The sequence below is a fragment of the Leclercia sp. LSNIH3 genome (genome assembly GCF_002935105.1).
GTDB classification, from domain to species: domain Bacteria; phylum Pseudomonadota; class Gammaproteobacteria; order Enterobacterales; family Enterobacteriaceae; genus Enterobacter; species Enterobacter adecarboxylatus.
The window spans coordinates 26759-48790 of record NZ_CP026387.1; the positions used below are offsets into that span (position 1 = coordinate 26759).

A 22032-nucleotide genomic window follows, 5' to 3' on the forward strand; every position below is an offset into this window, starting at 1 on the left:
GGCCTAAGCCCCTCTCTGTTAGCCGATCAAAACCTTCGCCCGCATTCTCACGGCATCCAGTTCTTCGGCAGTTGCCGTTCCCTTTTTCACTGCGTGACGCGCCCGCCAGTCCAGACTTTTGATCTGATCGGCGAGGGCGACATTGCGGCGTGCTCCGCTAATGACAACTTCGAAGGGGTAGTTTTTGATTTGCGACGTGACTGGACAGCAGAGCATCAGACCGGTGCGTCCATTGTAAGTGGCGGGGGAAACAACCAGCGCAGGGCGATGGCCTGCCTGTTCATGACCTGACTGCGGATCAAAATCCAGCCAGACGATATCGCCCGCTTCCGGGATGTAGTCCATTACAACAGCTCCTTACCTTGCGGTTCTCCAAAGGTGACTTCGTGATGCAGATTGTCGTCGGTGATCGCAGCGAGCAGTGATTCCAGCGTCGGTTCGTCCTTCCTGACGGGGGTCAAAATAATGCGTCCTTCTTCGTCTACGTTAACGTTCACCACATCGTCAACGTGCAATTCAGCCTCGCGCATAACTGCGACAGGCAGCCTGACAGAAGGGCTGTTACCCCATTTTTTGACGGTGACTTGCGGCATAAAAAGACTCCAGATGTCGATACAAAGTATCGTCATCATAAAGGGTGGGGATTTTATGTGTCAACATTGTCGATACAGTGGCGAAGTGGAAACGCCGGGCGACGCATGCGCCTGCCCGGCTGGGTGGGGCGGTTCCGTAAGCCGGGTAAGGCGTAGCCGTTACCCGGCATGGCTCGGGCCTACCTTCTGGATCTCACCAGCTGATAGCGCCGGGTGATGTACTCAAACGGCGCGCTCCAGACGTGGACCAGGCGGGTGAAGGGGAAGATCAGGAAAATAGTCATCCCCAGCACCAGATGAACGCGGAAGATAAAGGCCACGCCGGTCAGCATCTCAGACGAACCACCGCGGAAGGTAAAGATTCCCTGCGCCCAGCCGACCAGCTTCAGCATTTCGCTGCCGTCCGGGTATTGCGCCGAAAACGGGATGGTGGTCAGGCCGAGCACGCACTGGGTCAGCAGAATACTCATGATGATGATATCCGGCGTCGTGGAGGTGGCGCGCACCCGCTGGTTGAACAGGCGACGATACAACAGCATCGAGCCGCCAATCAGGGTCAGCACGCCGCAGATCCCCCCGGCAATCATCGCCAGCTGCTGTTTGACCGCCATCGGCAGGAACCAGGCGTACATCCAGTGCGGGGTTAACATGCCGAACAGATGTCCGAAGAAAATCCCCAGAATACCGATGTGGAACAGGTTGGAACCCCAGTTCATGCCGCGCTTGCTCAGCAACTGGCTGGAGGATGCGCGCCAGGTGTACTGGCCGTAGTCGTACCGCAGCCAGCTGCCGAGGAAAAACACCGCGGCGCAGATGTAGGGGTAAATGTCGAAGAAAAAGACGTTCAGATGGTGTGTCATTTTGGGCCTCCGGCACTGACGTCCACGTACTGCGGCGCGACGTCCTGGCTAAAGCGTCGTTGATATTGCTGCATGGGCGAGCTGTCGCAGGCCGTCGCGTTATCTTCAATAAACTTCACTTGCTCCTCTTCCCAGACCGCATCCAGCGCCTGGCGGGTGTCATCCCGTTTTTCGCCCGCCACCTGCTGCGTGACACTGTCACTTGAGAGCTTGCTGCCTGCAAACCTCAGCAGGGCGTCGAACAGCTGATAGTGAGCCACCTGACGCTGTTTCAGCCGCCCGCCAATCAGCGCCAGAATGGGCGCGACGTTCTGCAACCCCTCCCGGGCCTGCGCGTCAGGCAAGATACTTAAATACTCCAGATAGAGCGGCAGATAGTCCGGCAGTTCGCGGCAGTCGAGCTGCAGCCCGGCCTGCTCGTACTGGTTCATCAGGTCAACCATCGCCTGGCCGCGATCCCGTGATTCGGCATGGACATGTTCGAACAGCAGCAGCGAGGTGGCGCGTCCGCGCTCGAACACTTCGCACCAGGAAGCCTGTTGGTCGAGCAGCGGGGCGCTAAGATACTGCTGCGCAAATGGCAGCAGCATGGGCGCATCCTGCGTCACCAGGGCGAGCGCCTCGTCGCGGCTCTCCCACAGCGCCTCGTCCGGGTACTCAATCAGCAGGGCAATAATTTTGAGGATCTGCATTAGTCTCCCTCCCCATGTTCACGCACCTCGGTGATGTTGATGGCATCGATGCGGCTGCTGTTGAACAGGTTGAATTTGGTGTCGGAGCCGTGGCAGCCGTCACCAAAGGTAAAGCCGCAGCCGTTTTTCTCCGGGAAGGCGTCGCGGGCCATTTCCCGGTGGCTGGTGGGGATCACAAAGCGGTCTTCGTAGTTGGCGATAGCGAGATAGCGGTACATCTCCTCGACCTGTTCGACGCTCAGGCCCACTTCCTCAATGGCGCGGGTGTCGGTCACGCCTTCCACGGTCTGGGAACGTTTGTAGTGGCGCATCGCCATCATGCGTTTCAGGGCGCGCAGCACCGGGCCGGTATCCCCCGCGCTGAGCATATTCGCCAGATACTGCACCGGAATGCGCAGGCTTTCGACCGCCGGGAGGATGCTGTCGGTCTGCGGCAGGCCACCAGCGTCGGCGTAAGACTGGATCGGCGACAGCGGCGGCACATACCAGACCATCGGCAGGGTGCGGTACTCCGGGTGAAGAGGCAGGGCCAGCTTCCAGTCCATCGCCAGCTTGTAGACCGGTGAGCGCTGCGCCGCGTCAATCACGTTCTGCGGGATCCCTTGCTTAACCGCCTCTTCGATGATGGCCGGGTCGTGCGGATCCAGGAACACATCGCACTGACGCTCATAGAGATCGGTTTCGTGTTCGGTGCTGGCCGCCTCCTCGATACGGTCTGCGTCATAGAGCAGCACGCCCAGGTAGCGGATGCGTCCGACACAGGTTTCTGAGCAGACGGTAGGCTGGCCGGATTCAATACGTGGATAGCAGAAGATGCATTTTTCCGACTTGCCGCTCTTCCAGTTGAAGTAGATTTTTTTGTACGGGCAGCCGCTGATGCACAGACGCCAGCCGCGGCATTTGTCCTGGTCGATCAGCACGATGCCGTCTTCTTCACGCTTGTAGATCGCCCCGCTCGGGCAGGTCGCTGCGCAACTCGGGTTGAGGCAGTGTTCGCACAAGCGCGGGAGATACATCATGAAGGTGTTTTCAAACTGGCCGTACATCTCCTTCTGCATCCGGTCGAAGTTACGGTCCCGGGCGCGCTTTTCAAACTCGCCGCCGAGTAGCTCTTCCCAGTTTGGCCCCCACGTGATCTTGTCCATGCGCTTGCCGTCAATCAGCGAGCGCGGGCGGGCGGTGGGCAGGTGGTTACCCTCCGGGGCGCGGTGCAGATCCTGGTAGTCGAAGGTGAAGGGTTCGTAATAGTCGTCAATCTGCGGCATCTGCGGGTTGGCGAAGATTTTCGACAGCACCCCCAGCTTGCCGCCGAGACGCGGGGTCAGCTTGCCGGTAATACTGCGGATCCAGCCGCCTTGCCAGGCTTCCTGATCCTCCCAGTTTTTCGGATAGCCGATGCCGGGCTTGGTTTCGACGTTGTTAAACCAGGCGTACTCCATGCCTTCGCGCCCGGTCCAGACGTTTTTGCAGGTCACCGAGCAGGTGTGACAGCCAATGCATTTATCGAGATTGAGGACCATGCCAACCTGTGAGCGTATTTTCATTTTTTCGCCTCCTGTACCTGATCCCGACCTTCGCCATCCAGCCAGTTAATGTTTTTCATCTTGCGGATCATGATGAATTCATCGCGGTTCGACCCGACGGTGCCGTAGTAGTTAAAGCCGTACGCCAGCTGGGCGTAGCCGCCAATCATGTGCGTCGGCTTCGGACAGACGCGCGTCACCGAGTTATGAATCCCGCCGCGCCGTCCGGTCACCTCTGAACCTGGAATGTTCAGGATGCGCTCCTGGGCGTGGTACATCATGGTCATGCCTGGCGGCACGCGCTGGCTGACCACCGCGCGGGCGGTGAGGGCGCCGTTGGCGTTAAAGCACTCGATCCAGTCGTTGTCTTCGATGCCCAGCTCGCGGGCGTCGGTTTCGCTGATCCAGACAATCGGCCCGCCGCGCGACAGGGTCTGCATCAGCAGGTTTTCGCTGTAGGTGGAGTGAATCCCCCATTTCTGATGCGGGGTCAGGAAGTTGAGCGCCTTCTCCGGGAAGCCGTTCGGCGGGATCTCGCGCATGTGGGTCACGCTGCGGGTATCAATCGGCGGACGATAGGCCACCAGACTCTCGCCAAAGGCGCGCATCCACGTGTGATCCTGATACAACTGCTGCCGCCCGGAGAGGGTGCGCCACGGGATCAGCTCATGGACGTTGGTGTAGCCAGCGTTGTAGGAAACATGTTCGCTCTCAATGCCGGACCAGGTTGGGCTGGAGATGATTTTGCGCGGCTGGGCCTGAATATCGCGGAAGCGGATCTTCTCGTCTTCCTTGTTCAGCGCCAGATGGATGTGCTCGCGGCCGGTAAATTCGGCCAGCGCCTCCCAGGCTTTGACCGCCACCTGACCGTTGGTTTCCGGGGCGAGGGCGAGGATCACCTCCGAGGCGTCGATTGCCGTATCGATGCGCGGACGGCCTTTCGCCGGGCCATCGAGCTTCACATAGTTCAGCTTGCCGAGGAAATCGACCTCATCCTGGGTGTTCCACGAGATGCCTTTCCCGCCATTGCCGAGCTTGTCCAGCAGCGGCCCGAGGGCGGTAAAGCGCTCGTAAGTTTCCGGGTAGTTTCGCTCCACCACGGCGATGTTCGGCGCGGTTTTGCCGGGGATCAGATCGCATTCGCCCTTGCGCCAGTCGGCAATGTCGAACGGCTGCGACAGTTCCGCCGGGGAGTCGTGTTGCAGGGGCTGCAATACCACGTCGGTTTCGCTACCCAGGTGGCCGACGCAGACCTCAGAGAAAGCTTTGGCGATGCCCTTGTAGATCTCCCAGTCGCTGCGTGACTCCCAGGCCGGGTCCACTGCGGCAGAGAGCGGGTGAATAAACGGATGCATATCCGAGGTATTCATATCGTCTTTCTCATACCAGGTGGCAGTCGGCAGAACGATATCCGAGAACAGACAGGTGCTGGACATGCGGAAATCCAGCGTCACCAACAGATCCAGCTTGCCCTCGATGGCGGCTGTCTGCCACTCCACCTCTTCCGGCTTCACGTCGTCCGTCGTGCCGAGATCGTCGCCCTGAATGCCGCTTTCGGTGCCCAGCAGGTATTTAAGCATGTACTCATGGCCTTTCCCGGAGGAGCCGAGCAGGTTAGAGCGCCAGACAAACAGGTTACGCGGGTGGTTGTTGCCGCTGTCCGGCTGTTCGCAGGCCATACGGATATCGCCGGATCGCAGCGCCTGGGTGGTGTACTCCTGCGGCGACATGCCAACGGCATCCGCCTGGGCCTTAATGTGCAGCGGGTTAAGGTTCAGCTGAGGCGCAGACGGCAGCCAGCCCATGCGTTCGGCACGCACGTTAAAGTCGATCAAATGGCCGGTGAACTTCGAGGCATCGGCCAGCGGGGAGAGCAGTTCCTGGGCCGTGAGTTTTTCATAGCGCCACTGGCTGGCATGGTTGTAGAAGAACGAGGTGCTGTTCATCTGGCGCGGCGGACGGTTCCAGTCGAGGGCAAAGGCCAGCGGCAGCCAGCCGGTTTGCGGACGCAGCTTCTCCTGGCCGACATAGTGCGACCAGCCCCCGCCGCTTTTGCCCACGCAGCCGCAGAAGACCAGCATGTTGATCATCCCGCGATAGTTCATGTCCATGTGATACCAGTGGTTCACCCCGGCACCGAGAATAATCATCGACCGGCCATGGGTTTTATGCGCCGTGTCGGCGAACTCCCGGGCGATCTGCTCGATATGGCGACGCGGCACCCCGGTGATCTGCTCCCCCCAGGCCGGTGTGTAGGCTTTGATCTCGGCGTAATCTTTTGCCGCAAGGTCATCCTCCAGCCCCCGATCGAGACCATAGTTAGCCAGCACCAGATCGTAGACGCTGGCAACATGCAGCTGTCGGCCATCGGCGAGGATCAGGGTTTTTACCGGCAGTTGGCGCACCAGCACCGGCTCCTGCTTCACGCTGCGGAAGTGCGGGTTTTCGTTGCCGCCAAAGTAGGGGAAAGCCACTCCGGCGACCGTGTCGTGGGTGCCCAGCAGAGAGAGCGCCAGGTCGGTTTCCTGGCCTGCCGCCAGCGGTTCAAGGTTCCATTTGCCTTTCTCACCCCAGCGGAAGCCGATAGAGCCGTTCGGCACCACCAGATCGCCCGTGGAGGTAAAGGCGACGGTTTTCCATTCCGGGTTATTGGCTTCGCCCAGCCCGTCGGCAAGGTCGGAGGCGCGGAGCATCCGGCCCGGCACGTAGCTGCCATCGTCGCGGGGATCGAGCATCACCAGCATCGGCATATCGGTGTAGCGACGGCAGTAGTTGAGGAAATAGTCGCTCGGGTTGTCGAGGTGAAACTCTTTCAGGATCACGTGGCCCATTGCCATGGCCAGGGCGCTGTCGGTGCCCTGTTTCGGTGCCAGCCACTGGTCGCTGAGTTTGGCCACTTCCGAAAAGTCAGGCGTGATGGCGATGGTTTTGGTGCCTTTGTAACGCACTTCGGTAAAGAAGTGGGCATCCGGGGTACGGGTCTGCGGCACGTTCGACCCCCAGGCGATGATATAGCTGGAATTGTACCAGTCGGCGGATTCCGGCACGTCGGTCTGTTCCCCCCAGGTCATCGGCGAGGCGGGGGGCAGGTCGCAGTACCAGTCATAGAAGCTCAGGCAGGTCCCGCCCAGCAGGGAGAGATAGCGGGTGCCCGCAGCGTAAGAGACCATCGACATCGCCGGGATCGGCGAGAAGCCCGCCACCCGGTCAGGGCCGTAGTGTTTGATGGTCCAGACGTTGGCGGCGGCGATAAGCTGGTTCAGCTCTTTCCAGTTCGAACGAATAAATCCACCGTGACCGCGCGCCTGCTTATAGCTCTGGCTCTTTTGCGGGTCATTCATGATGGCATTCCAGGCGAGCACCGGATCGCTGTGCTGGCCCAGTGCCTCGCGCCACAGCTCAATCAGCTTGCGGCGTACCAGCGGGTATTTCAGGCGGTTGGCGCTGTAGAGATACCAGGAGTAGCTGGCCCCGCGCGGGCAGCCGCGCGGCTCATGGTTCGGCAGGTCAGGGCGGGTGCGGGGGTAGTCGGTCTGCTGGGTTTCCCAGGTGACCAGGCCATTCTTGACGTAGATTTTCCAGCTACAGGAGCCAGTACAGTTCACGCCGTGAGTGGACCGCACAATTTTGTCAAACTGCCATCGCTGGCGATAGCTGTCCTCCCAGTCGCGGTTGGTGTGCATCACCTGACCGTGCCCATCTGCGAAGGTCTCGCCTTTTAGTTTGAAATAACGAAAGCGATCCAACAATTTACTCATGACGTTTCTCCTGACGGGGCGACTCCCGCCCCGTGGTTACACTGCTCACAAAAAAATTGAACTACGCGTTATGATTTGACGTGCTTCTGACGACGGCCATACACCAGCCAGGTGATGAACACGCAGACGATGTAAAACACCAGGAAGACCTTCATCGCCCCCACCGGCGAGCCGGTCATCGCCAGCGAGGTGCCAAAGGCTTTGGGAATGAAGAACCCGCCGACAGCGCCGATGGCCGAGATAAAGCCCAGCGCGGCCGCCGTATCGGTAACGGCCTCTTTCTGGGCCTGCTCGTCCGTACCGCCGCGCAGTTTCACTCTATAGACGGTGATTTGCCGGAAGATGACCGCAATCATCTGGAAGGTGGAACCGCTGCCCAATCCGGCGGTGAGGAACAGCCCCATAAACACCAGATAAAAGGCGGTAAAGCTGCCAGAGCCGGAGCCGGGCAGGGTGAGGAACAGCAGGGCGGTGAACAGCGCCATAAAGATGAAGTTCACCAGCGTGACGCGCACCCCGCCGAGTTTGTCGGAGATAACCCCACCGGCAGAGCGCGCCAGCGCCCCGATCAGCGGGCCGAAAAAGGCCAGGTGCAGGATGTTAACGTCCGGGAACTGGGTTTTCGACAGCATGGCAAAGCCAGCAGAAAAGCCGATAAAGGAGCCGAATGTCGCCAGATAGAGCAGACTCAGCAGCCACAGGTGCAGTCGCTTCAGCACCGGTAGCTGGCTGGCGATGGTCGCTTTCGAGCTGGCAATATCGTTCATGCCAAAAAAGGCGGCAAGGGTTGCCAGCAGCAGTAGCGGTGCCCAGATCCAGGCGGCATTAGCCAGGAATATCGACGAGCCATCCTCCTGGGGTACGCCGTGAACCCCGAGGAAGGTAAACATCGGCAGGAAGATCACCACCGGCGCCACCATCTGCATCACGCTGACGCCGAGGTTGCCCAGCCCGCCGTTAATGCCCAGCGCGCTGCCCTGTTTGGCTTTGGGAAAGAAAAAGCTGATGTTGCCCATGCTGGAGGCAAAGTTGGCCCCGGCGAAGCCGCACAGCAGGGCGATGACGATGAAGATTTCGTAAGGCGTGGCGGTATTCTGCACCGCAATACCCAGCCACACACAGGGCACGATCAGAATAACGGTGCTTAATACCGTCCAGTAGCGCCCGCCAAATATCGGCACCATAAAGGAATAGGGGACACGTAATATTGCCCCGGAGAGTGAAGGCAGAGCGGTTAACATAAACAGCTGATCGGTACTGAAATTAAAACCTACTTTATTCAGGTTGACCGCCACGGCGCTAAATAACATCCACACGCAGAAGGCCAGTAGCAGACAGGCAACCGAAATAACTAAATTTCGCCGCGCAATGGGTTTACCTTTCTTTTCCCAAAATGCGGCGTTTTCCGGTTTCCAGTTACTTAACAAATAGTGATTATTCTTCTCAGCTTGTTGTGACATATTGCCCTCTTGCATATCCGTAAATGGCAGAAAGAGAAATACATTCAGGTGGTTACCTGTTTTTTGATGAGAATTTATCTGGAGTGTTTTAGGAGACTTCTGAAAGGATAGATAAAAAAGCGAATCCATGAGTTTTGAAGGGAGAAATGGATCCGCTTAATATGTTACAAAGAGTAACAGTTAAGAGAGGCTGATGATTAACCCAGCTCGAGCGTAATTAATGTTTTCAGGTGCTGATTAAATGCGGCGTCGTCCATCTCCGGCATGGATAGCGCGTATAACCCGTCCAGCCCACAGACCAGACCAATCAGCCGCCAGGCGACGTTTTCGGCCGTGTCTTTCAGCGTAAAGGCTTTCGCCTGTTCGCCCGCACGTATGATGTCCACCGTTTCCTGATGCCACATCTCCATGGTTAACAGATAAGCGCCTTTTATCTCCGGGTCGCGGGCGGCTAACAGCTGGGCTTCCCGCCACAGACGAATGTAGGGTTCAAAGCTGCGGTCGTCGCTGCCGAGCATGGCGAACAGGCGTTCGCGCCAGCTGGCGTTTTCAGCCACGACGTCGGCATCCAGCAGCGCCCGAATCAGGCTGATAAAGGCCTGGGCTTTCAGTTCACCGGCCGAAGCAAAATGGTGATGCACCTGGCCCGTCGCCACCTTCGCTTCGGCGGCGATATTTCTCACGGTCATCCCGGTAAAGCCGTCGTTCAGCGCCACACGCATCGCCGCCTGCAGGATCGCTTCCCGCCGCTCATCCTTGCTCAGATAGGTCATTTTTTTCACTCTCAACTGGGGGGCAACGAGTGTAACAAAAGGCTGGACATGTGTTCAACTTTCCGTAGGATCGCATTCTGGACATGTGTCCAGCTTTAATCAAATAAGGAAATCTATGTTTCGTCAGTGGTTAGCGTTAGTAATTATCGTGCTGGTCTATATCCCGGTTGCGATTGACGCCACGGTGCTGCACGTTGCCGCCCCGACGCTGAGTATGACTCTGGATGCCAGCGGCAATGAATTGCTGTGGATCATTGATATCTATTCGCTGGTGATGGCCGGCATGGTGCTGCCGATGGGGGCGCTAGGGGATCGCATCGGCTTTAAGCGCCTGCTGATCATGGGGAGCACCCTGTTTGGCCTCTCTTCGCTGGCGGCGGCGTTTGCCCCCACGGCGGGGTGGTTGATTGCCGCGCGGGCCTCGCTGGCAATCGGCGCGGCGATGATCATTCCCGCGACGCTGGCCGGGATCCGCACGCTCTTTCCGGATGCGCGTCAGCGTAACATTGCCCTTGGCGTCTGGGCTGCCGTCGGGTCCGGCGGGGCCGCCTTTGGCCCGCTGGTGGGCGGGATGCTGCTGGCCCACTTCTACTGGGGTGCCGTGTTTTTGATCAACGTTCCCATTGTGTTGCTGGTAGTCTCCCTGGCGGCGCGTTTTGTCCCGGCCCAGCAAGGGCGACCGGAGCAGCCGCTGAACATCACGCACGCTCTGATGCTGATTGTGGCGATCCTGCTGCTGGTCTACAGCGCTAAAACGGCGCTGAAAGGGGAGCTTTCTCCCTGGATAGTCGCGGGCACGCTGCTGATCGGGGCGGCAATCCTGTGGGCCTTTATTCGCATTCAGTTGCGTGCCCAGACGCCGATGATCGACATTCGCCTTTTTGGCCACCGCATCATTCTCAGCGGCGTGGTGATGGCGATGACGGCCATGATCGCCCTGGTAGGTTTTGAGCTACTGATGGCCCAGGAGTTGCAGTTTGTCCACGGGTTCACCCCCTTTGAGGCAGGGATGTTTATGCTGCCGGTCATGGTCGCCAGCGGCTTTAGCGGGCCAATAGCCGGGGTGCTGGTAGGGCGTCTGGGATTACGGGTTGTAGCCACTGGCGGTATGGGGCTGAGCGCACTTAGCTTTATGGGGCTGTCGATGCTCGATTTCAGCACCCAACAGTGGCAGGCCTGGTGCCTGATGGTGCTGCTGGGCTTTAGTGCGGCGAGCGCATTGCTGGCCTCTACCGCCGCGATCATGGCCGCCGCGCCGAAAGAGAAGGCCGCAGCCGCCGGGGCGATTGAAACCATGTCCTATGAACTGGGCGCGGGGCTGGGGATTGCGATTTTCGGTCTGTTGCTGACCCGCAGTTTCTCGGCATCCATTGAGCTGCCCCAGGGGCTGGACGCTTCCCTTGCGGATCATGCCTCCTCGTCCATCGGTGAGGCGGTGAAGGTGGCGCAGGATCTCTCCCCGTCGCTGGCAGAGTCGGTGATTACAGCGGCGAAAACCGCATTTATCACCTCGCACAGCGTGGCGCTGGGCAGCGCGGGCGGGATGCTGATGGTTCTGGCGATTGGGATCTGGTTTAGCCTGGCGAAAGTATCGCAGCGGTAAACCACGCCCGGCAGCGCGGTGTAAACCCTCTCCCTGTGGGAGAGGGTTGGAGTGAGGGCAACCGACCGTACAACCCCCCGGCGGCGTGGTTTTACAACTCCTGTGCCGCACTCAGTACGCTGTGCAGCAACACATTTGCCCCTTTCTCTGACCACGCCGGCAGGATCTTTTCCGCTTCGTTATGGCTAATGCCTTTCACGCACGGAATAAAGATCATGCTGGCAGGGGCTATCTTGCTGACATAACAGGTGTCGTGCCCCGCACCGGAAACCATCGATTTTGCGGAATAGCCCAGGGCTGCCACGGCGTTTTCCGTGCGCGCCAGGCAGGTGGCATCAAACGCAATCGGCGCATAGTCAAAAATGCGCTCGACGTTTGCGCTGACACCGCGGGCAGAAAGACTCTTTGTCGCCTGATGCAGTGCAGCTTCCATCGCCTCCAGCGCCGCGCTCTGCGGATGACGGAACTCCACGCTGCACACCACCCGGGAAGGGACGACGTTGCGCGAGTTGGGGGTCACGTTCGCCATGCCGATGGTTGCCCGACCGTCAGGCGCATGCTGATACCCAATGGCTTCAACCTTCAGCGCCAGCATCGCAAAGGCGGTTAAGGCGTCGCGACGGCTGTGCATCGGTGTGGTACCCGCATGCGCGGCAAATCCCTCCAGCGTGATCGTGAACCAGCGCTGGCCCATCGCCGCCCGCACAAGTCCGATATCCACCGCCTCATCTTCAAGGATCGGTCCTTGTTCGATGTGCAGTTCATAGCAGGCGTGGATCGGGAAAGCGCGGGCAGGGAGCTCACCGCGATAGCCGATGGTATCCAGCGCGTCACCCACCGTAATGCCATCCCGGTCGGCCCGGGCGTGGGCATAGGCCTCGCTGAACTGCCCGGTCCAGACGCCGGAGGAGAGCATTGCCGGGGCAAAACGCGCCCCTTCTTCGTTGGTCCAGTTCACCAGCACGATGTCGCGCTCGGTTTCAATCTGATGGTCGTTCAGGGTACGCAGCAGTTCCAGCCCGGCCAATACGCCGTAAACCCCGTCGTAATTGCCACCCAGTGGCTGGGAATCCACATGCGAACCGGTCATCACCGGTGCCAGGGTGGGGTTTTTTCCGGCACGGCGGATAAACATGTTGCCCATGCTGTCCACCTCGCAGGAAAACCCCGCCTCCAGCGCCCAGTCACGCAGCAGGTTGCGGGCGATCCGATCTTCATCGCTTAACGCCAGCCGGGTGACACCCCCGGCGGGCGTGCCGCCGATCTGCGCCATCATCGCAAGCGTTGACCATAAGCGGTCTGCGTTTACGCGGATCATGGTTTGTCCTTGTTGCTGCGATAGCGGAAGTCGCAGCATTTACCGCCCTGCATGATGGTGGTGGTGCGGGTCAGCTCCACGTCCGGCGCATAGCCGACGATGAATTTTTCATCGCGCGCGCATGACAGCAGGTGGCCGATCTCCCCCAGCCCCATCTCGTGATACATCTCGGCATAGCGGCAGCGGGTGACGTCGTAGTTGTACTGCTGGTCGTCGGCGTCGATCACCTTCACGTCCAGGGCGTTATCTTTCTCCCACAGATATTGCAGGGCGATAAAGCTCTTCACGTCTGCGCCGTTCGGCTCTTTGCTGGCAAACTCTTTGCCTGCATTAATGGCGGCCTGCTCAATGGCCTCGCCAATAACCGCCTGGGCGCGGGTCTTGCCGATCTCGCGCACCAGGATTTCATAAATTGGCTTAATAATTTCTGCTTCAATTTTGCGGCGGGCGAGAATGCCCAGCTCATTATTATCACTCATCACATTGCCTCACTGCGTTACTTCGTTTGTGCGCCGCCGAGCACGGTTTGCGGCTGCCATTTGCCATCGACCACTTTATAAACGGTGAATGACGGGGCTTTCAGGTTGCCCTGGTTATCAAAGGCGATCTGCCCGGTGACGCCGGAATAGCTGATGGCGCGCAGGGCAGGCAGGTACTCTGCCGGATCCACCGAGTCGGCTTTTTCCATCGCGGCCACCAGGACACGAGTGGCGTCATAGGCGAACGGGGCGTGCAGTTCGATATGGGTGTGGTAGCGGGACTGATACGCCTGTTCGAAGGTCTTGCCGCCCGGCATCTGATCCACAGGCAGGCCCGGTTCCAGCGCCACTACGCCTTCACCCTCTTTCTGCGCCAGTTGCAGGAAGGTCTGGCTGACAAAGCCGCCTGCGCCCATCAGGGTGGCCTTCATGCCCAACTGTTTAATACGACGCGCCAGCGGTGCCGCCTGGCTGTCCACGCCACCGAAGAAAATCAGATCCGCATTTTTGCTGCGAATGGCGGTCAACACGGCGCTGAAATCAACGGTTTTGTCGTCAACGTACTGGCGATCGACAATCTTCACGCCCTGGGATTCGAGCGATTTAATAAACTCATCCGCCAGCCCCTGACCAAAGGCGGTACGGTCGTCAATGACCGCGATGCGTTTGGCTTTCAGGGTATTGACCGCGTACTGCCCGGCAAACTGACCGCCGTCATCATCGTGACCCATCACGCGGAAGCTGGTGTCAAAGCCCTGTTTGGTATAAGCATGGCCGGTGGCAACGGGTGCCACCTGGGCGATACCGGCATCGTGATAGACGCGGGCCGCCGGGATGCTGGTGCCAGTGTTCCAGTGGCCGACCACGCCTGCCACGTCGCTGTCTACCAGGCGCTGCGCCACGGCCACCGCGGTACGTGGATCCGACTGGTCATCTTCGGACTGCAGCTTAAAGGTCACCGCTTTGCCGCCGATGGTCGGGTGCTGCTTGTTGATGTCGTCAATTGCCAGCTGAGCACCGTTCTCCAGATCTTTACCGATACGGGCAGACGGACCGGTGAGCGGACCTGCCAGGCCAATCACCACGGTTTCACTGTCGGCGGCCCAGGCCGCGGTAGAGGCTAATCCGCTGAGCAGGATCGCGGCGCTGAGCGCGCTCATTGTTACGGTTTTCATTGTTATTCCCTGATGTTGGTGGGTGTTGTTAAACGGGCATTTCGCCCAAATAAATCTGTGCAATCTGGTCATCGTTAAGCATCGCTTTGGATTCGCCATGATGAACTATGCTGCCACTGTCCATCACCCAGGCCTGGTCGGTCACTTCCAGCGCCAGGCGGGCGTTCTGTTCGATGAGCAGCAGGGCCACACCACGCTCTCGCAACCCGGCGATGACGGCAAAAATGTTTTCTACCATCTTTGGCGCGAGGCCCATGGAGGGTTCGTCCAGGATCAGCAGACGCGGGCGGCTGAGCAGGGCGCGATTCAGCGCTAAAAGCTGCTGCTCTCCGCCGGAGAGCAGCCCGGCCAGCTGATGCTGGCGTTCGCCAAGACGTGGGAACCGGGCAAAAATCTCGTCCATCTCCTGCTTCACGGTGACAGTGTCACGGCGAAGCCAGGCTCCCATCTGCAGGTTCTCCAGCACCGTCATACGGGCGAAGATACCCCGGCCTTCCGGGACCATCACCAGCCCGTCGCGCAGCAGCGCTTCGGCTTTCTGTTTACGCACCGACTTGCCGTTGAATTCAATGTTGCCGCCAAAACGCTCCAGCCCGGTGATGGCTCGTACGGTGGAGCTTTTGCCCGCACCGTTGGCCCCGATCAGCGTGGCCTGTTCACCTTCGCGCAGGCTAAAGGAGACGCCGCGCACCGCCTGGATACCGCCGTAATGCACGTCCAGGCGTTCCACTTTCAGTAATTCAGACATGGGCATTGCCTCCAAGCCAGGCGGCGATCACCGCCGGGTCGCGTCGCACGCTGTCCGGCGTACCGCTGGCCAGCGTTTTGCCATAATCCAGCACCGTGAGGCGATCGCAGATCCCCATCACCAGCTTCACGTCATGTTCAATCATCAGCAGGGTTTTTCCGTCGTCGCGGATGCGGGTCAATAGCTCCCCCAGAGCCACTTTTTCTGCTGCATTCATCCCGGCGGCGGGTTCATCCAGCGCCAGCAGAAGCGGATCGGTGGCCAGCGCGCGGGCGATTTCCAGCCGACGCTGATGGCCGTAAGCCAGGTCGCAGGCGCGGTAGTGGGCGAACTTCGCAATGCCGGTGTACTCCAGCCAGTGCCACGCCTGTTCCCGGGTCTGGGCCTCTTCTTCCCTGGCGCGCTTGTGACGGCTCAGCGCCGCCCACAGCCCGTTGCGGGTACGCACATGGCGACCCACCATCACGTTCTCCAGCACCGACATCTCGTTAAACAGACGGACGTTCTGGAAGGTGCGGGCGATGCCTGCGGCGGTCACTTTCTCGATCTGCGTCGGGAAGTAAGGTGTATCGGCAATGGCAAATTCGCCGCTGTCTGCCGGGTACAGCCCGGTGATCAGGTTGAAGCAGGTGGTTTTACCCGCGCCGTTAGGGCCAATCAGACCGTAAATTTCGCCTTTGTTGATCGAGAGTGAGACGTTGTCCACCGCCGTCAGGCCGCCAAAGCGTTTGGACATATTGCGCACGGTTAACAGACTCATGCGTTGACCTCCTTGTGGCGAACCGGCCAGATGCCCGACGGGCGAACCAGCATCACCAGCACCAGCGCCAGACCGTAGAACAGCTGACGCAGGATCTCCGGGTCTATCAGCACCGAACCAAACAGCGCCTGTTGTACCGGCGCAGCCTGGCTACGCAGCAGCTCTGGCAGGGCGGTGAGCAGCACCGCACCGAGGACCACCCCTGGGATATGGCCCATACCGCCCAGCACCACCATCGCCAGCACGGCAATCGACTCCTGCAAGGTGAAAGATTCCGGCGAGACAAAGCCCTGGAAGGCACCAAACAGCGCCCCGGCCACGCCGCCAAAAGAGGCACCCATGGCAAAGGCCAGCAGCTTAAAGTTGCGCACGTTGATGCCCATCGCCCGGGCGACGTCTTCGTCTTCGCGAATGGCGTGCCACGCCCGGCCAATGCGCGAGTGTTGCAGTCGCAGACAGACAAAAATGATCCCGACAATCACCAGCATCAGCAGGTAGTACCACAGCCACAGGGCGGGCACCTTGACGCCGAACCAGTGGTAAACCCCGCTGAACTTCAGCCCAAACAGGTTGAGAGTATCGACACCGGTAATGCCCTTAGCGCCGTTGGTGATGTTCACCGGGCGGTCGAGATTACGCATCAGAATACGGATGATCTCCCCGAAGCCGAGGGTCACGATCGCCAGATAATCGCCCCGCAGCTTCAGCGTTGGCGCACCGAGCAGGATGCCGCATACCGCTGCGACCAGCGCGGCAATCGGGATGATCAGCAGATACGACGTATGTAGCCCATCCGGGAACCAGACGTTGAGGATCGGGAACACCTCCGCCAGGTGCGGCGACGCCAGCAGTGCGGCCAGATAAGCGCCGACAGCATAGAAAGCGATAAAGCCCATATCCAGCAGGCCGGTGTAGCCGACCACGATATTCAGCCCCAGCGCCAGCATGATGTAGAGCAGGGCGAAGTCGATCACCCGCACCCAGTAGTTGCCGCCCAGTTGGGTAGCCACCACCGGCGCAAGCAGCAGGGCAAGCACAAACAGCGTCATGCCGGACCAGAATTTACGGCGGGTCGCCGGTGTTTTGAGTTCAATGGCAGTCATGATTTCCTCTTACGCCCTGTGCGCCACGCGCTCGCCCAGCAGACCCGCCGGACGGAAGACCAACACCAGAATCAGCACGATAAAGGCGAATACGTCCTGGTAATTACTGCCAAACACACCGTCAGTCAGCTCGCCAAGATAACCGGCACCCAGTGCTTCGATAATGCCGAGCAGGATCCCGCCTATCATCGCCCCGCGAATGTTGCCGATGCCGCCGAGAACCGCCGCGGTAAAGGCCTTAATGCCGGGCAGGAAGCCCATCGAGAAGCTGGCGTTACCGTAGTTGCTGGCCATCATCACGCCTGCCAGCGCGGCAAAGATGCCGCCAATGGCGAAGGTGAGGGTGATGATGGAGTTCGGATTGACGCCCATCAGAGTCGCGACGCGCGGGTTTTCGGCCACGGCGCGCATACCGCGACCGAGGCGGGTGTATTCCACCAGCAGCCACAGGCCGGTCATGACGATCAGAGCCAGCGCCACGGTAACCATGCCGGTCACGGTAACAATCGCCGGGGGATGCGCCTCGCTGCCTGCGGTGATGGCAATGGGGTCCATCGGCAGGATCTGCGGAAACATCAGCGGGTTACGCGTCCAGATAATCATCGCCACGGTTTGCAGCAGCACCGACACGCCAATCCCGGAGATGAGCGGTGCCAGCCGCGGCGCATGCCGCAGGCGGCGGTAGGCGAAACGCTCCACCGCCATCGCCAGCAGGGCGCAGACCGCCATCGCGATCAGCAGCGCGAAGCCAAGCTGCAGCAGTTGCGGCATAGCGGGAAAATAACCGTTGAGGAGATTCAGCCCCGACAGGGTGGTCAGCGCGCCGACCATTAAAATATCGCCGTGGGCGAAGTTAATAATGCGCAAAATGCCATACACCATGGTATAGCCCAGCGCGATCAGCGCGTAGATGCTGCCCAGCATCACGCCGTTGATCAGTTGTTGTATGAGTGTGTCCAACGTTCCTACCCGACAAATTGCTCTTTCAGCGGGTAACATCTAATAATTGAATTAAATTGTGAAATACACATATATTCTTTCTTATGATTTTTGGAGCTTGCGTTATCTGATTGATTTTAAAGATGATGATAAATGGCTGATAAACCTGATTATCCATGACAGATCAATATATGAATAAAACAGAACAATCCCTGATGGTGCCGGCCTTTGCCGAGAGCCGACTGGCGAACGATCCACCGCTGCGGGCGGTACGGGCCTTCGAGGCAATAGCCCGGCTGGGCAGTGTGACCCAGGCGGCGCAGGAGCTGGATATCTCCCCGTCAGCGGTCAGCCATCAGCTCAAAGTGCTGGAAGGGTATCTGCAGATGCCGCTTACCGAGCGTCAGGGACGCAGGCTGATCCTCAGCCAACAGGGGCGAGATTATTACCGCTCCATTCGTGCGGCCTTTAACGTGCTGCGCCAGGCCACCGAGCATCTGCTTGAACAGGTACAGACCCGTCAGGTGACCATCAGCCTGATCCCGCTGTTTGGCATGGGGTGGTTTATCCCGCGGCTACCGGGGTTTATGCGGGCCAATCCGCAAACCGAAATTAATGTGGTCTACGCCAACCACCGCAACTACCTGAGCGATGCCTCGGATATGTCGATCCGCTTTGGTAACGGGCAGTGGGCAGGCTACCAGAGCGAGAAGCTTATCTCCGGGCAGATGGTGCCGGTCTGTAGCCGGGCGTTTTTGCGCCTGCACGGACATATCGATACCCCCGAACAGCTGCTACAAATGCCGCTCCTGCATGATGAGGAGCGCGCGACCTGGCAGCAGTGGTTTATTCAGCAGGGGGTTAAGCGCCCGCCGCGACGCAGCGGACCGATGTTTGAAGATGGCCTGTTAACGCTGGCGGGCGTGCAGGCGGGGCTAGGGTGTGCCCTGATGCGTGAGCCACTCATTGCGCCCTATCTGGAGAGCGGCGAGCTGGTGAAAATATTTGATATGCCCATCGACGATGGTCGGGATTATTACCTGTGCGTCCGGCAGGATGTTGAGATGAGCCAGGACGGTAAGCTGTTACAGAGCTGGCTGCGGCAGAACAGTTGAGGTAAAGGGTTAAGCGGGAACAGGCCGCACCGCAGCACCATCGACGGGTGGCGGCTGCGTCTTACCCCGCCTGTAATTCGGCGCTATTTGGTTCCCTCTCTCTGATGGGAGAGGACCAGAGTGATGGTAAAAACAGCCTGTTTGAATATCAGTGAAATGAGCATGATGAAGAATATCAATCCACTGGCATTATATAATGCTGGCATCTGGGTTTACCGTTAATGATTGCAAAGGTTTTATTATTACTTCAGTTTTTACTTGATCCTGTAATTTTCTCAGTCAATGATTTTTGTCGATAGAATAGGGCCTAAAAATAATAACAATCAAAACCCACCGTTTGTTTGTGTGGCATTTAATTATTCTGGGTGTAATGATTTTTCTGATGGCGCTGAACAATGCAGGGGGAGTATTATTTAACCTCTCCATATTGCGTTATTACCATTTTAATCAAATGTAAATATTCGCCGTTTCTTCTTTGAACATGAATGAATCAAATCTGCTCATTCGCTTTATTAAGGATGATGATTATGGCAATAGGTTATTTTATTCGTCTGGGTGATAAAACTTCCTGTGGCGGTACTGTGCTTTCCGCTTCACAACACCATAGTTTTGGAGGTGTTGCGACGGCCAGAAACGGCGATAAGGTTTCCTGCGGTATCGATCGTAAGGTCTATCATATCGCAGGGGGTATACCTAATTACTTTATTCATGGCGTGGCAGCAGCAGGAACATTGCATAGCCGTAGTACATGCCCGTGTCGGGCAAGGCTAATAACGTCATTCCCGAATGCCGTATATTGGTCCGGGGAAGATAAACGGGTTAACACGGTTGCCGGTGCACCTGTAAACGCTGGCGAGCCAGAACAACATGCGCAGGCCGCACGAAAAAATTCAGCCGCTACCTCTGACAATGTCAGCAACCCTGCCAAAAAAGAAAAACGAGAAATCACCCTGACGCTCGGTGTGTTTTTCGATGGTACGGGCAACAATGCCATTAATACCAATAACATGGTAAAAGCCTGTATTGCTGAACGCTACGAACTTGATAACATCGACGCGGGTGCGATTCTGGGAAAATGTGCGCGGGAGGGTATGGGCGTTTCGGGTGTGGGTGCCATTAGTTATACGGGGTATTACACGAATGTGCACTGGCTGCGGACACTTTATAAACAAAGCATTTCCGGTAGTGATTCAGATATTCAGCAGGCCATTTATATTGATGGTATCGGTACAGAAGCAGGTAAGCCGGACAGTATGATTGGTCAGGGGCTGGGTATTTCAGATACAGGTGTGATCGCCAAAACTGATAAGGCAATCAAATGTCTTGTGAAAAATATTTCAAACGCTATTGAAGATATAAAAAGTAAAATATCTGACTCTGAATTGGTTATCCAGGCGCTGGAATTCGATATTTTTGGTTTCAGTCGTGGCGCAGCCGCCTCACGTCACTTTGCCAATCGTATTCATTCAGAAGACCCCGCGATTATTGCTGCAATCCGTGAAGGTGTGCAGGGCACAGAGTTTAAAGGAGTTCCAGCAGGCAAAATTCGCTTTATCGGGATTTTTGATACCGTAGCCGCGATTGGCACCCCACTAAACGGCCTGAACCCGCACAGTGCGGATACGGGCGAGGTAAATCTTGTTCTACGCCCGGGTGTGGCGGATAAGGTTTTTCATATCACTGCGGCCCATGAATGCCGTTTTAACTTCGCTCTGAACAGCGTAAAACCCGCCTGGCCTGAACTGGCGTTACCCGGCGTGCATTCTGATATTGGCGGAGGTTATCTGCCCGCTGTGGAAGAAAATCTTTTTCTGACTCGCCCGGAGACCGACACTGTCCCGCTGCGCCAGTCCGGCGAACAAACGCGGGGTTACCATCAGACAAGAAAGCAACTGGATAAGCTGGACGCCTGTCCGGCAGTCGCCCCAATTATGCGTACCAGCGATATTTCTGTAGAAACCTGGTTTGATGACCGCATGCCGCCGGACCGCTACGGCGAACCGCAGAAACGTAGCTACGCCGCCCTGACGCTACGTAACCGAATCATTAGAAATGACTGGTCAAAAGTCGCGTTGCGGGTGATGTATGACGCCGCACAGGAGGCCGGGGTGATGTTTGATGAAATACAGGAAGACGATAATTTCAATGTTCCAGATGAATTGAATTCATTGTGCGCCAAAGCCCTGGAAATGGGTAAAGCGGTTCGTTCGGACCAGAGTTCAGGTACGTTTAGCCAGGATGAAATCGACACTATCGCCCGGCGATATATTCACTGCTCGGCAAACTGGAATGCGATCGTTGCGGATACAAAAGGTTTTACGCAGGGCGGTGCATCCGCAGCGGAAATCATCGGTTTTCTCGATCGTCCGGATGAAAACTGGCAGCGCACCCTATACGACATGGACGGGAAAAAAATATGAAACTGAAAATCGCCCTCGCACTGGTGTTATTAGTGAGTGGCTGCCGCGCTTCTGAGCCGCAGACACCGGAAGAAACGGGCAGCATGCCTTACGGCAAATGGGGTTTTGCATTTTTTACTCCCTATGCTTTGCCTGACATCGTGACGCACGCAGTGGTTATCGACAGCGGAAAAGTTGTATCGACCTTCCGGACGTTGGACAGTACGCAGAGTGATCCGGATACCGTACAGTTCTGGAGTGACACTACACCTAATGGCGGAGTTATCTTTAATAAAGTCCGCCACCCCCCCGTTTCCATGCTGTTCTGCTGGGACTCCATCATTGATAAAAAAACCTATGAAACGTGGATGATTTTCAAACCGTCGTTACGTGAAACCATGCTGACACCGACAGGGACAGACCGTTACGGAGAAACCGCCTGGTATAAAACGATGCTGTTTGGTCTTGCGCCGGAAGGGAAGGTAAAGATCTGGCTTCAGGACAGCGCCGGAGGGAGAAATGTCCCTTTAAGGCCGAAACAAATCGCGACGCTTTCAGGCGAGCAGCTTGATATCTGTAAGGGAATTACAAGGCATTTTCAGGGATATGGATATACCAAAACGACTCAGGAATTTATCAAAGATAAAGCCTATCCCTACGGCAACTGGTGATTGTTATCAGGCTACCTGCCGCGTCGGCAGGTAGCCTTTTTCTTCAGATTTTTGCATCGCCGG

At 57.8% G+C, this 22032-nt stretch carries 19 protein-coding genes; 4 read left to right on the forward strand and 15 right to left on the reverse strand.

Going from position 1 to position 22032, the window contains the following annotated elements; genetic code table 11:
* Positions 1-18: 18 nt before the first annotated feature.
* The 8 genes from mazF to C3F35_RS00175 all read right to left on the reverse strand — a co-directional run bounded on the left by mazF (position 19) and on the right by C3F35_RS00175 (position 9659).
* Positions 19-345, reverse strand: a complete 327-nt coding sequence (gene mazF / locus C3F35_RS00140) for an endoribonuclease MazF (RefSeq protein ID WP_103792339.1) — start codon at positions 343-345, stop codon at positions 19-21.
* Positions 345-593: an AbrB/MazE/SpoVT family DNA-binding domain-containing protein gene (locus tag C3F35_RS00145; protein ID WP_059307895.1), complete on the reverse strand. Its 249-nt coding sequence runs from the start codon at positions 591-593 to the stop codon at positions 345-347. The genes mazF and C3F35_RS00145 overlap by 1 nt, the downstream gene beginning before the upstream one ends.
* Before the next feature lie 179 nt (positions 594-772).
* Positions 773-1453 (reverse strand): respiratory nitrate reductase subunit gamma, encoded by a 681-nt coding sequence (narI, locus tag C3F35_RS00150; protein WP_032618185.1) that lies wholly within the window; start codon positions 1451-1453, stop codon positions 773-775.
* Entirely contained in the window at positions 1450-2145 is a 696-nt protein-coding gene (gene narW, locus C3F35_RS00155; RefSeq protein ID WP_059307897.1) for a nitrate reductase molybdenum cofactor assembly chaperone, read from the reverse strand. Before narW ends, narI begins: the two co-directional genes overlap by 4 nt.
* Positions 2145-3689 carry a nitrate reductase subunit beta gene (narH, locus tag C3F35_RS00160; RefSeq protein WP_059307898.1) on the reverse strand — a complete coding sequence of 515 codons (1545 nt, stop codon included), beginning with the start codon at positions 3687-3689 and terminating at the stop codon, positions 2145-2147. Before narH ends, narW begins: the two co-directional genes overlap by 1 nt.
* Positions 3686-7426, reverse strand: a complete 3741-nt coding sequence (locus C3F35_RS00165) for a nitrate reductase subunit alpha (protein ID WP_103792340.1) — start codon at positions 7424-7426, stop codon at positions 3686-3688. The genes narH and C3F35_RS00165 overlap by 4 nt, the downstream gene beginning before the upstream one ends.
* Positions 7427-7494: 68 nt before the next feature.
* Positions 7495-8886, reverse strand: a complete 1392-nt coding sequence (locus C3F35_RS00170) for a NarK family nitrate/nitrite MFS transporter (protein ID WP_032618189.1) — start codon at positions 8884-8886, stop codon at positions 7495-7497.
* Positions 8887-9083: 197 nt separating this feature from the next.
* Positions 9084-9659, reverse strand: coding sequence for a TetR family transcriptional regulator (locus tag C3F35_RS00175; protein ID WP_103792341.1), 576 nt, complete (start codon positions 9657-9659; stop codon positions 9084-9086).
* 115 nt (positions 9660-9774) lie between these two features.
* Here C3F35_RS00175 and C3F35_RS00180 point away from each other — a divergent pair, with 115 nt between their 5' ends.
* Positions 9775-11262: an MFS transporter gene (locus C3F35_RS00180; protein WP_103792342.1), complete on the forward strand. Its 1488-nt coding sequence runs from the start codon at positions 9775-9777 to the stop codon at positions 11260-11262.
* A 91-nt stretch (positions 11263-11353) separates the two neighbouring features.
* On the opposite strand, the gene C3F35_RS00185 is transcribed toward C3F35_RS00180, so the two are convergent.
* Genes C3F35_RS00185 through C3F35_RS00215 form a run of 7 tightly spaced genes read right to left on the reverse strand, consistent with a single transcriptional unit; the run spans position 11354 to position 17805 of the window.
* Positions 11354-12580, reverse strand: a complete 1227-nt coding sequence (locus tag C3F35_RS00185) for a Zn-dependent hydrolase (protein WP_103792343.1) — start codon at positions 12578-12580, stop codon at positions 11354-11356.
* A complete protein-coding gene (locus C3F35_RS00190) occupies positions 12577-13059 on the reverse strand; it encodes an L-2-amino-thiazoline-4-carboxylic acid hydrolase (RefSeq protein ID WP_103792344.1) in 483 nt (160 codons plus the stop codon). Before C3F35_RS00190 ends, C3F35_RS00185 begins: the two co-directional genes overlap by 4 nt.
* 17 nt (positions 13060-13076) lie before the next feature.
* A complete protein-coding gene (locus C3F35_RS00195) occupies positions 13077-14234 on the reverse strand; it encodes a branched-chain amino acid ABC transporter substrate-binding protein (RefSeq protein WP_077227675.1) in 1158 nt (385 codons plus the stop codon).
* A gap of 28 nt (positions 14235-14262) precedes the next feature.
* A complete protein-coding gene (locus C3F35_RS00200) occupies positions 14263-14982 on the reverse strand; it encodes an ABC transporter ATP-binding protein (protein ID WP_103792345.1) in 720 nt (239 codons plus the stop codon).
* On the reverse strand, positions 14975-15742 hold the full coding sequence (locus C3F35_RS00205; protein WP_103792346.1) for an ABC transporter ATP-binding protein: 768 nt from the start codon (positions 15740-15742) through the stop codon (positions 14975-14977). Before C3F35_RS00205 ends, C3F35_RS00200 begins: the two co-directional genes overlap by 8 nt.
* Positions 15739-16845, reverse strand: coding sequence for a branched-chain amino acid ABC transporter permease (locus C3F35_RS00210; RefSeq protein ID WP_103792347.1), 1107 nt, complete (start codon positions 16843-16845; stop codon positions 15739-15741). Before C3F35_RS00210 ends, C3F35_RS00205 begins: the two co-directional genes overlap by 4 nt.
* A gap of 9 nt (positions 16846-16854) precedes the next feature.
* The gene (locus C3F35_RS00215) at positions 16855-17805 is read right to left on the reverse strand and encodes a branched-chain amino acid ABC transporter permease (protein WP_077227678.1); all 951 of its coding nucleotides are present in this window, start codon (positions 17803-17805) and stop codon (positions 16855-16857) included.
* A 170-nt stretch (positions 17806-17975) separates the two neighbouring features.
* Between C3F35_RS00215 and C3F35_RS00220 the strand changes: the two genes are divergently transcribed.
* The 3 genes from C3F35_RS00220 (at position 17976) to C3F35_RS00230 (ending at position 21969) form a co-directional block, all read left to right on the forward strand.
* Positions 17976-18899, forward strand: coding sequence for a LysR substrate-binding domain-containing protein (locus tag C3F35_RS00220; protein ID WP_103792348.1), 924 nt, complete (start codon positions 17976-17978; stop codon positions 18897-18899).
* A 527-nt stretch (positions 18900-19426) separates the two neighbouring features.
* The gene (locus C3F35_RS00225; protein ID WP_103792349.1) at positions 19427-21319 is read left to right on the forward strand and encodes a phospholipase effector Tle1 domain-containing protein; all 1893 of its coding nucleotides are present in this window, start codon (positions 19427-19429) and stop codon (positions 21317-21319) included.
* Entirely contained in the window at positions 21316-21969 is a 654-nt protein-coding gene (locus C3F35_RS00230) for a DUF2931 family protein (RefSeq protein ID WP_103792350.1), read from the forward strand. The genes C3F35_RS00225 and C3F35_RS00230 overlap by 4 nt, the downstream gene beginning before the upstream one ends.
* The last annotated feature ends 63 nt before the right edge of the window (positions 21970-22032 follow it).

Coding starts and splice junctions, on each gene's coding strand:
- mazF (WP_103792339.1), bottom strand. CDS start 345: ATGGACTACATCCCGGAAGCGGGCGATATCGTCTGGCTGGATTTTGAT.
- C3F35_RS00145 (WP_059307895.1), bottom strand. CDS start 593: ATGCCGCAAGTCACCGTCAAAAAATGGGGTAACAGCCCTTCTGTCAGG.
- narI (WP_032618185.1), bottom strand. CDS start 1,453: ATGACACACCATCTGAACGTCTTTTTCTTCGACATTTACCCCTACATC.
- narW (WP_059307897.1), bottom strand. CDS start 2,145: ATGCAGATCCTCAAAATTATTGCCCTGCTGATTGAGTACCCGGACGAG.
- narH (WP_059307898.1), bottom strand. CDS start 3,689: ATGAAAATACGCTCACAGGTTGGCATGGTCCTCAATCTCGATAAATGC.
- C3F35_RS00165 (WP_103792340.1), bottom strand. CDS start 7,426: ATGAGTAAATTGTTGGATCGCTTTCGTTATTTCAAACTAAAAGGCGAG.
- C3F35_RS00170 (WP_032618189.1), bottom strand. CDS start 8,886: ATGTCACAACAAGCTGAGAAGAATAATCACTATTTGTTAAGTAACTGG.
- C3F35_RS00175 (WP_103792341.1), bottom strand. CDS start 9,659: ATGACCTATCTGAGCAAGGATGAGCGGCGGGAAGCGATCCTGCAGGCG.
- C3F35_RS00180 (WP_103792342.1), top strand. CDS start 9,775: ATGTTTCGTCAGTGGTTAGCGTTAGTAATTATCGTGCTGGTCTATATC.
- C3F35_RS00185 (WP_103792343.1), bottom strand. CDS start 12,580: ATGATCCGCGTAAACGCAGACCGCTTATGGTCAACGCTTGCGATGATG.
- C3F35_RS00190 (WP_103792344.1), bottom strand. CDS start 13,059: ATGAGTGATAATAATGAGCTGGGCATTCTCGCCCGCCGCAAAATTGAA.
- C3F35_RS00195 (WP_077227675.1), bottom strand. CDS start 14,234: ATGAAAACCGTAACAATGAGCGCGCTCAGCGCCGCGATCCTGCTCAGC.
- C3F35_RS00200 (WP_103792345.1), bottom strand. CDS start 14,982: ATGTCTGAATTACTGAAAGTGGAACGCCTGGACGTGCATTACGGCGGT.
- C3F35_RS00205 (WP_103792346.1), bottom strand. CDS start 15,742: ATGAGTCTGTTAACCGTGCGCAATATGTCCAAACGCTTTGGCGGCCTG.
- C3F35_RS00210 (WP_103792347.1), bottom strand. CDS start 16,845: ATGACTGCCATTGAACTCAAAACACCGGCGACCCGCCGTAAATTCTGG.
- C3F35_RS00220 (WP_103792348.1), top strand. CDS start 17,976: ATGAATAAAACAGAACAATCCCTGATGGTGCCGGCCTTTGCCGAGAGC.
- C3F35_RS00225 (WP_103792349.1), top strand. CDS start 19,427: ATGGCAATAGGTTATTTTATTCGTCTGGGTGATAAAACTTCCTGTGGC.
- C3F35_RS00230 (WP_103792350.1), top strand. CDS start 21,316: ATGAAACTGAAAATCGCCCTCGCACTGGTGTTATTAGTGAGTGGCTGC.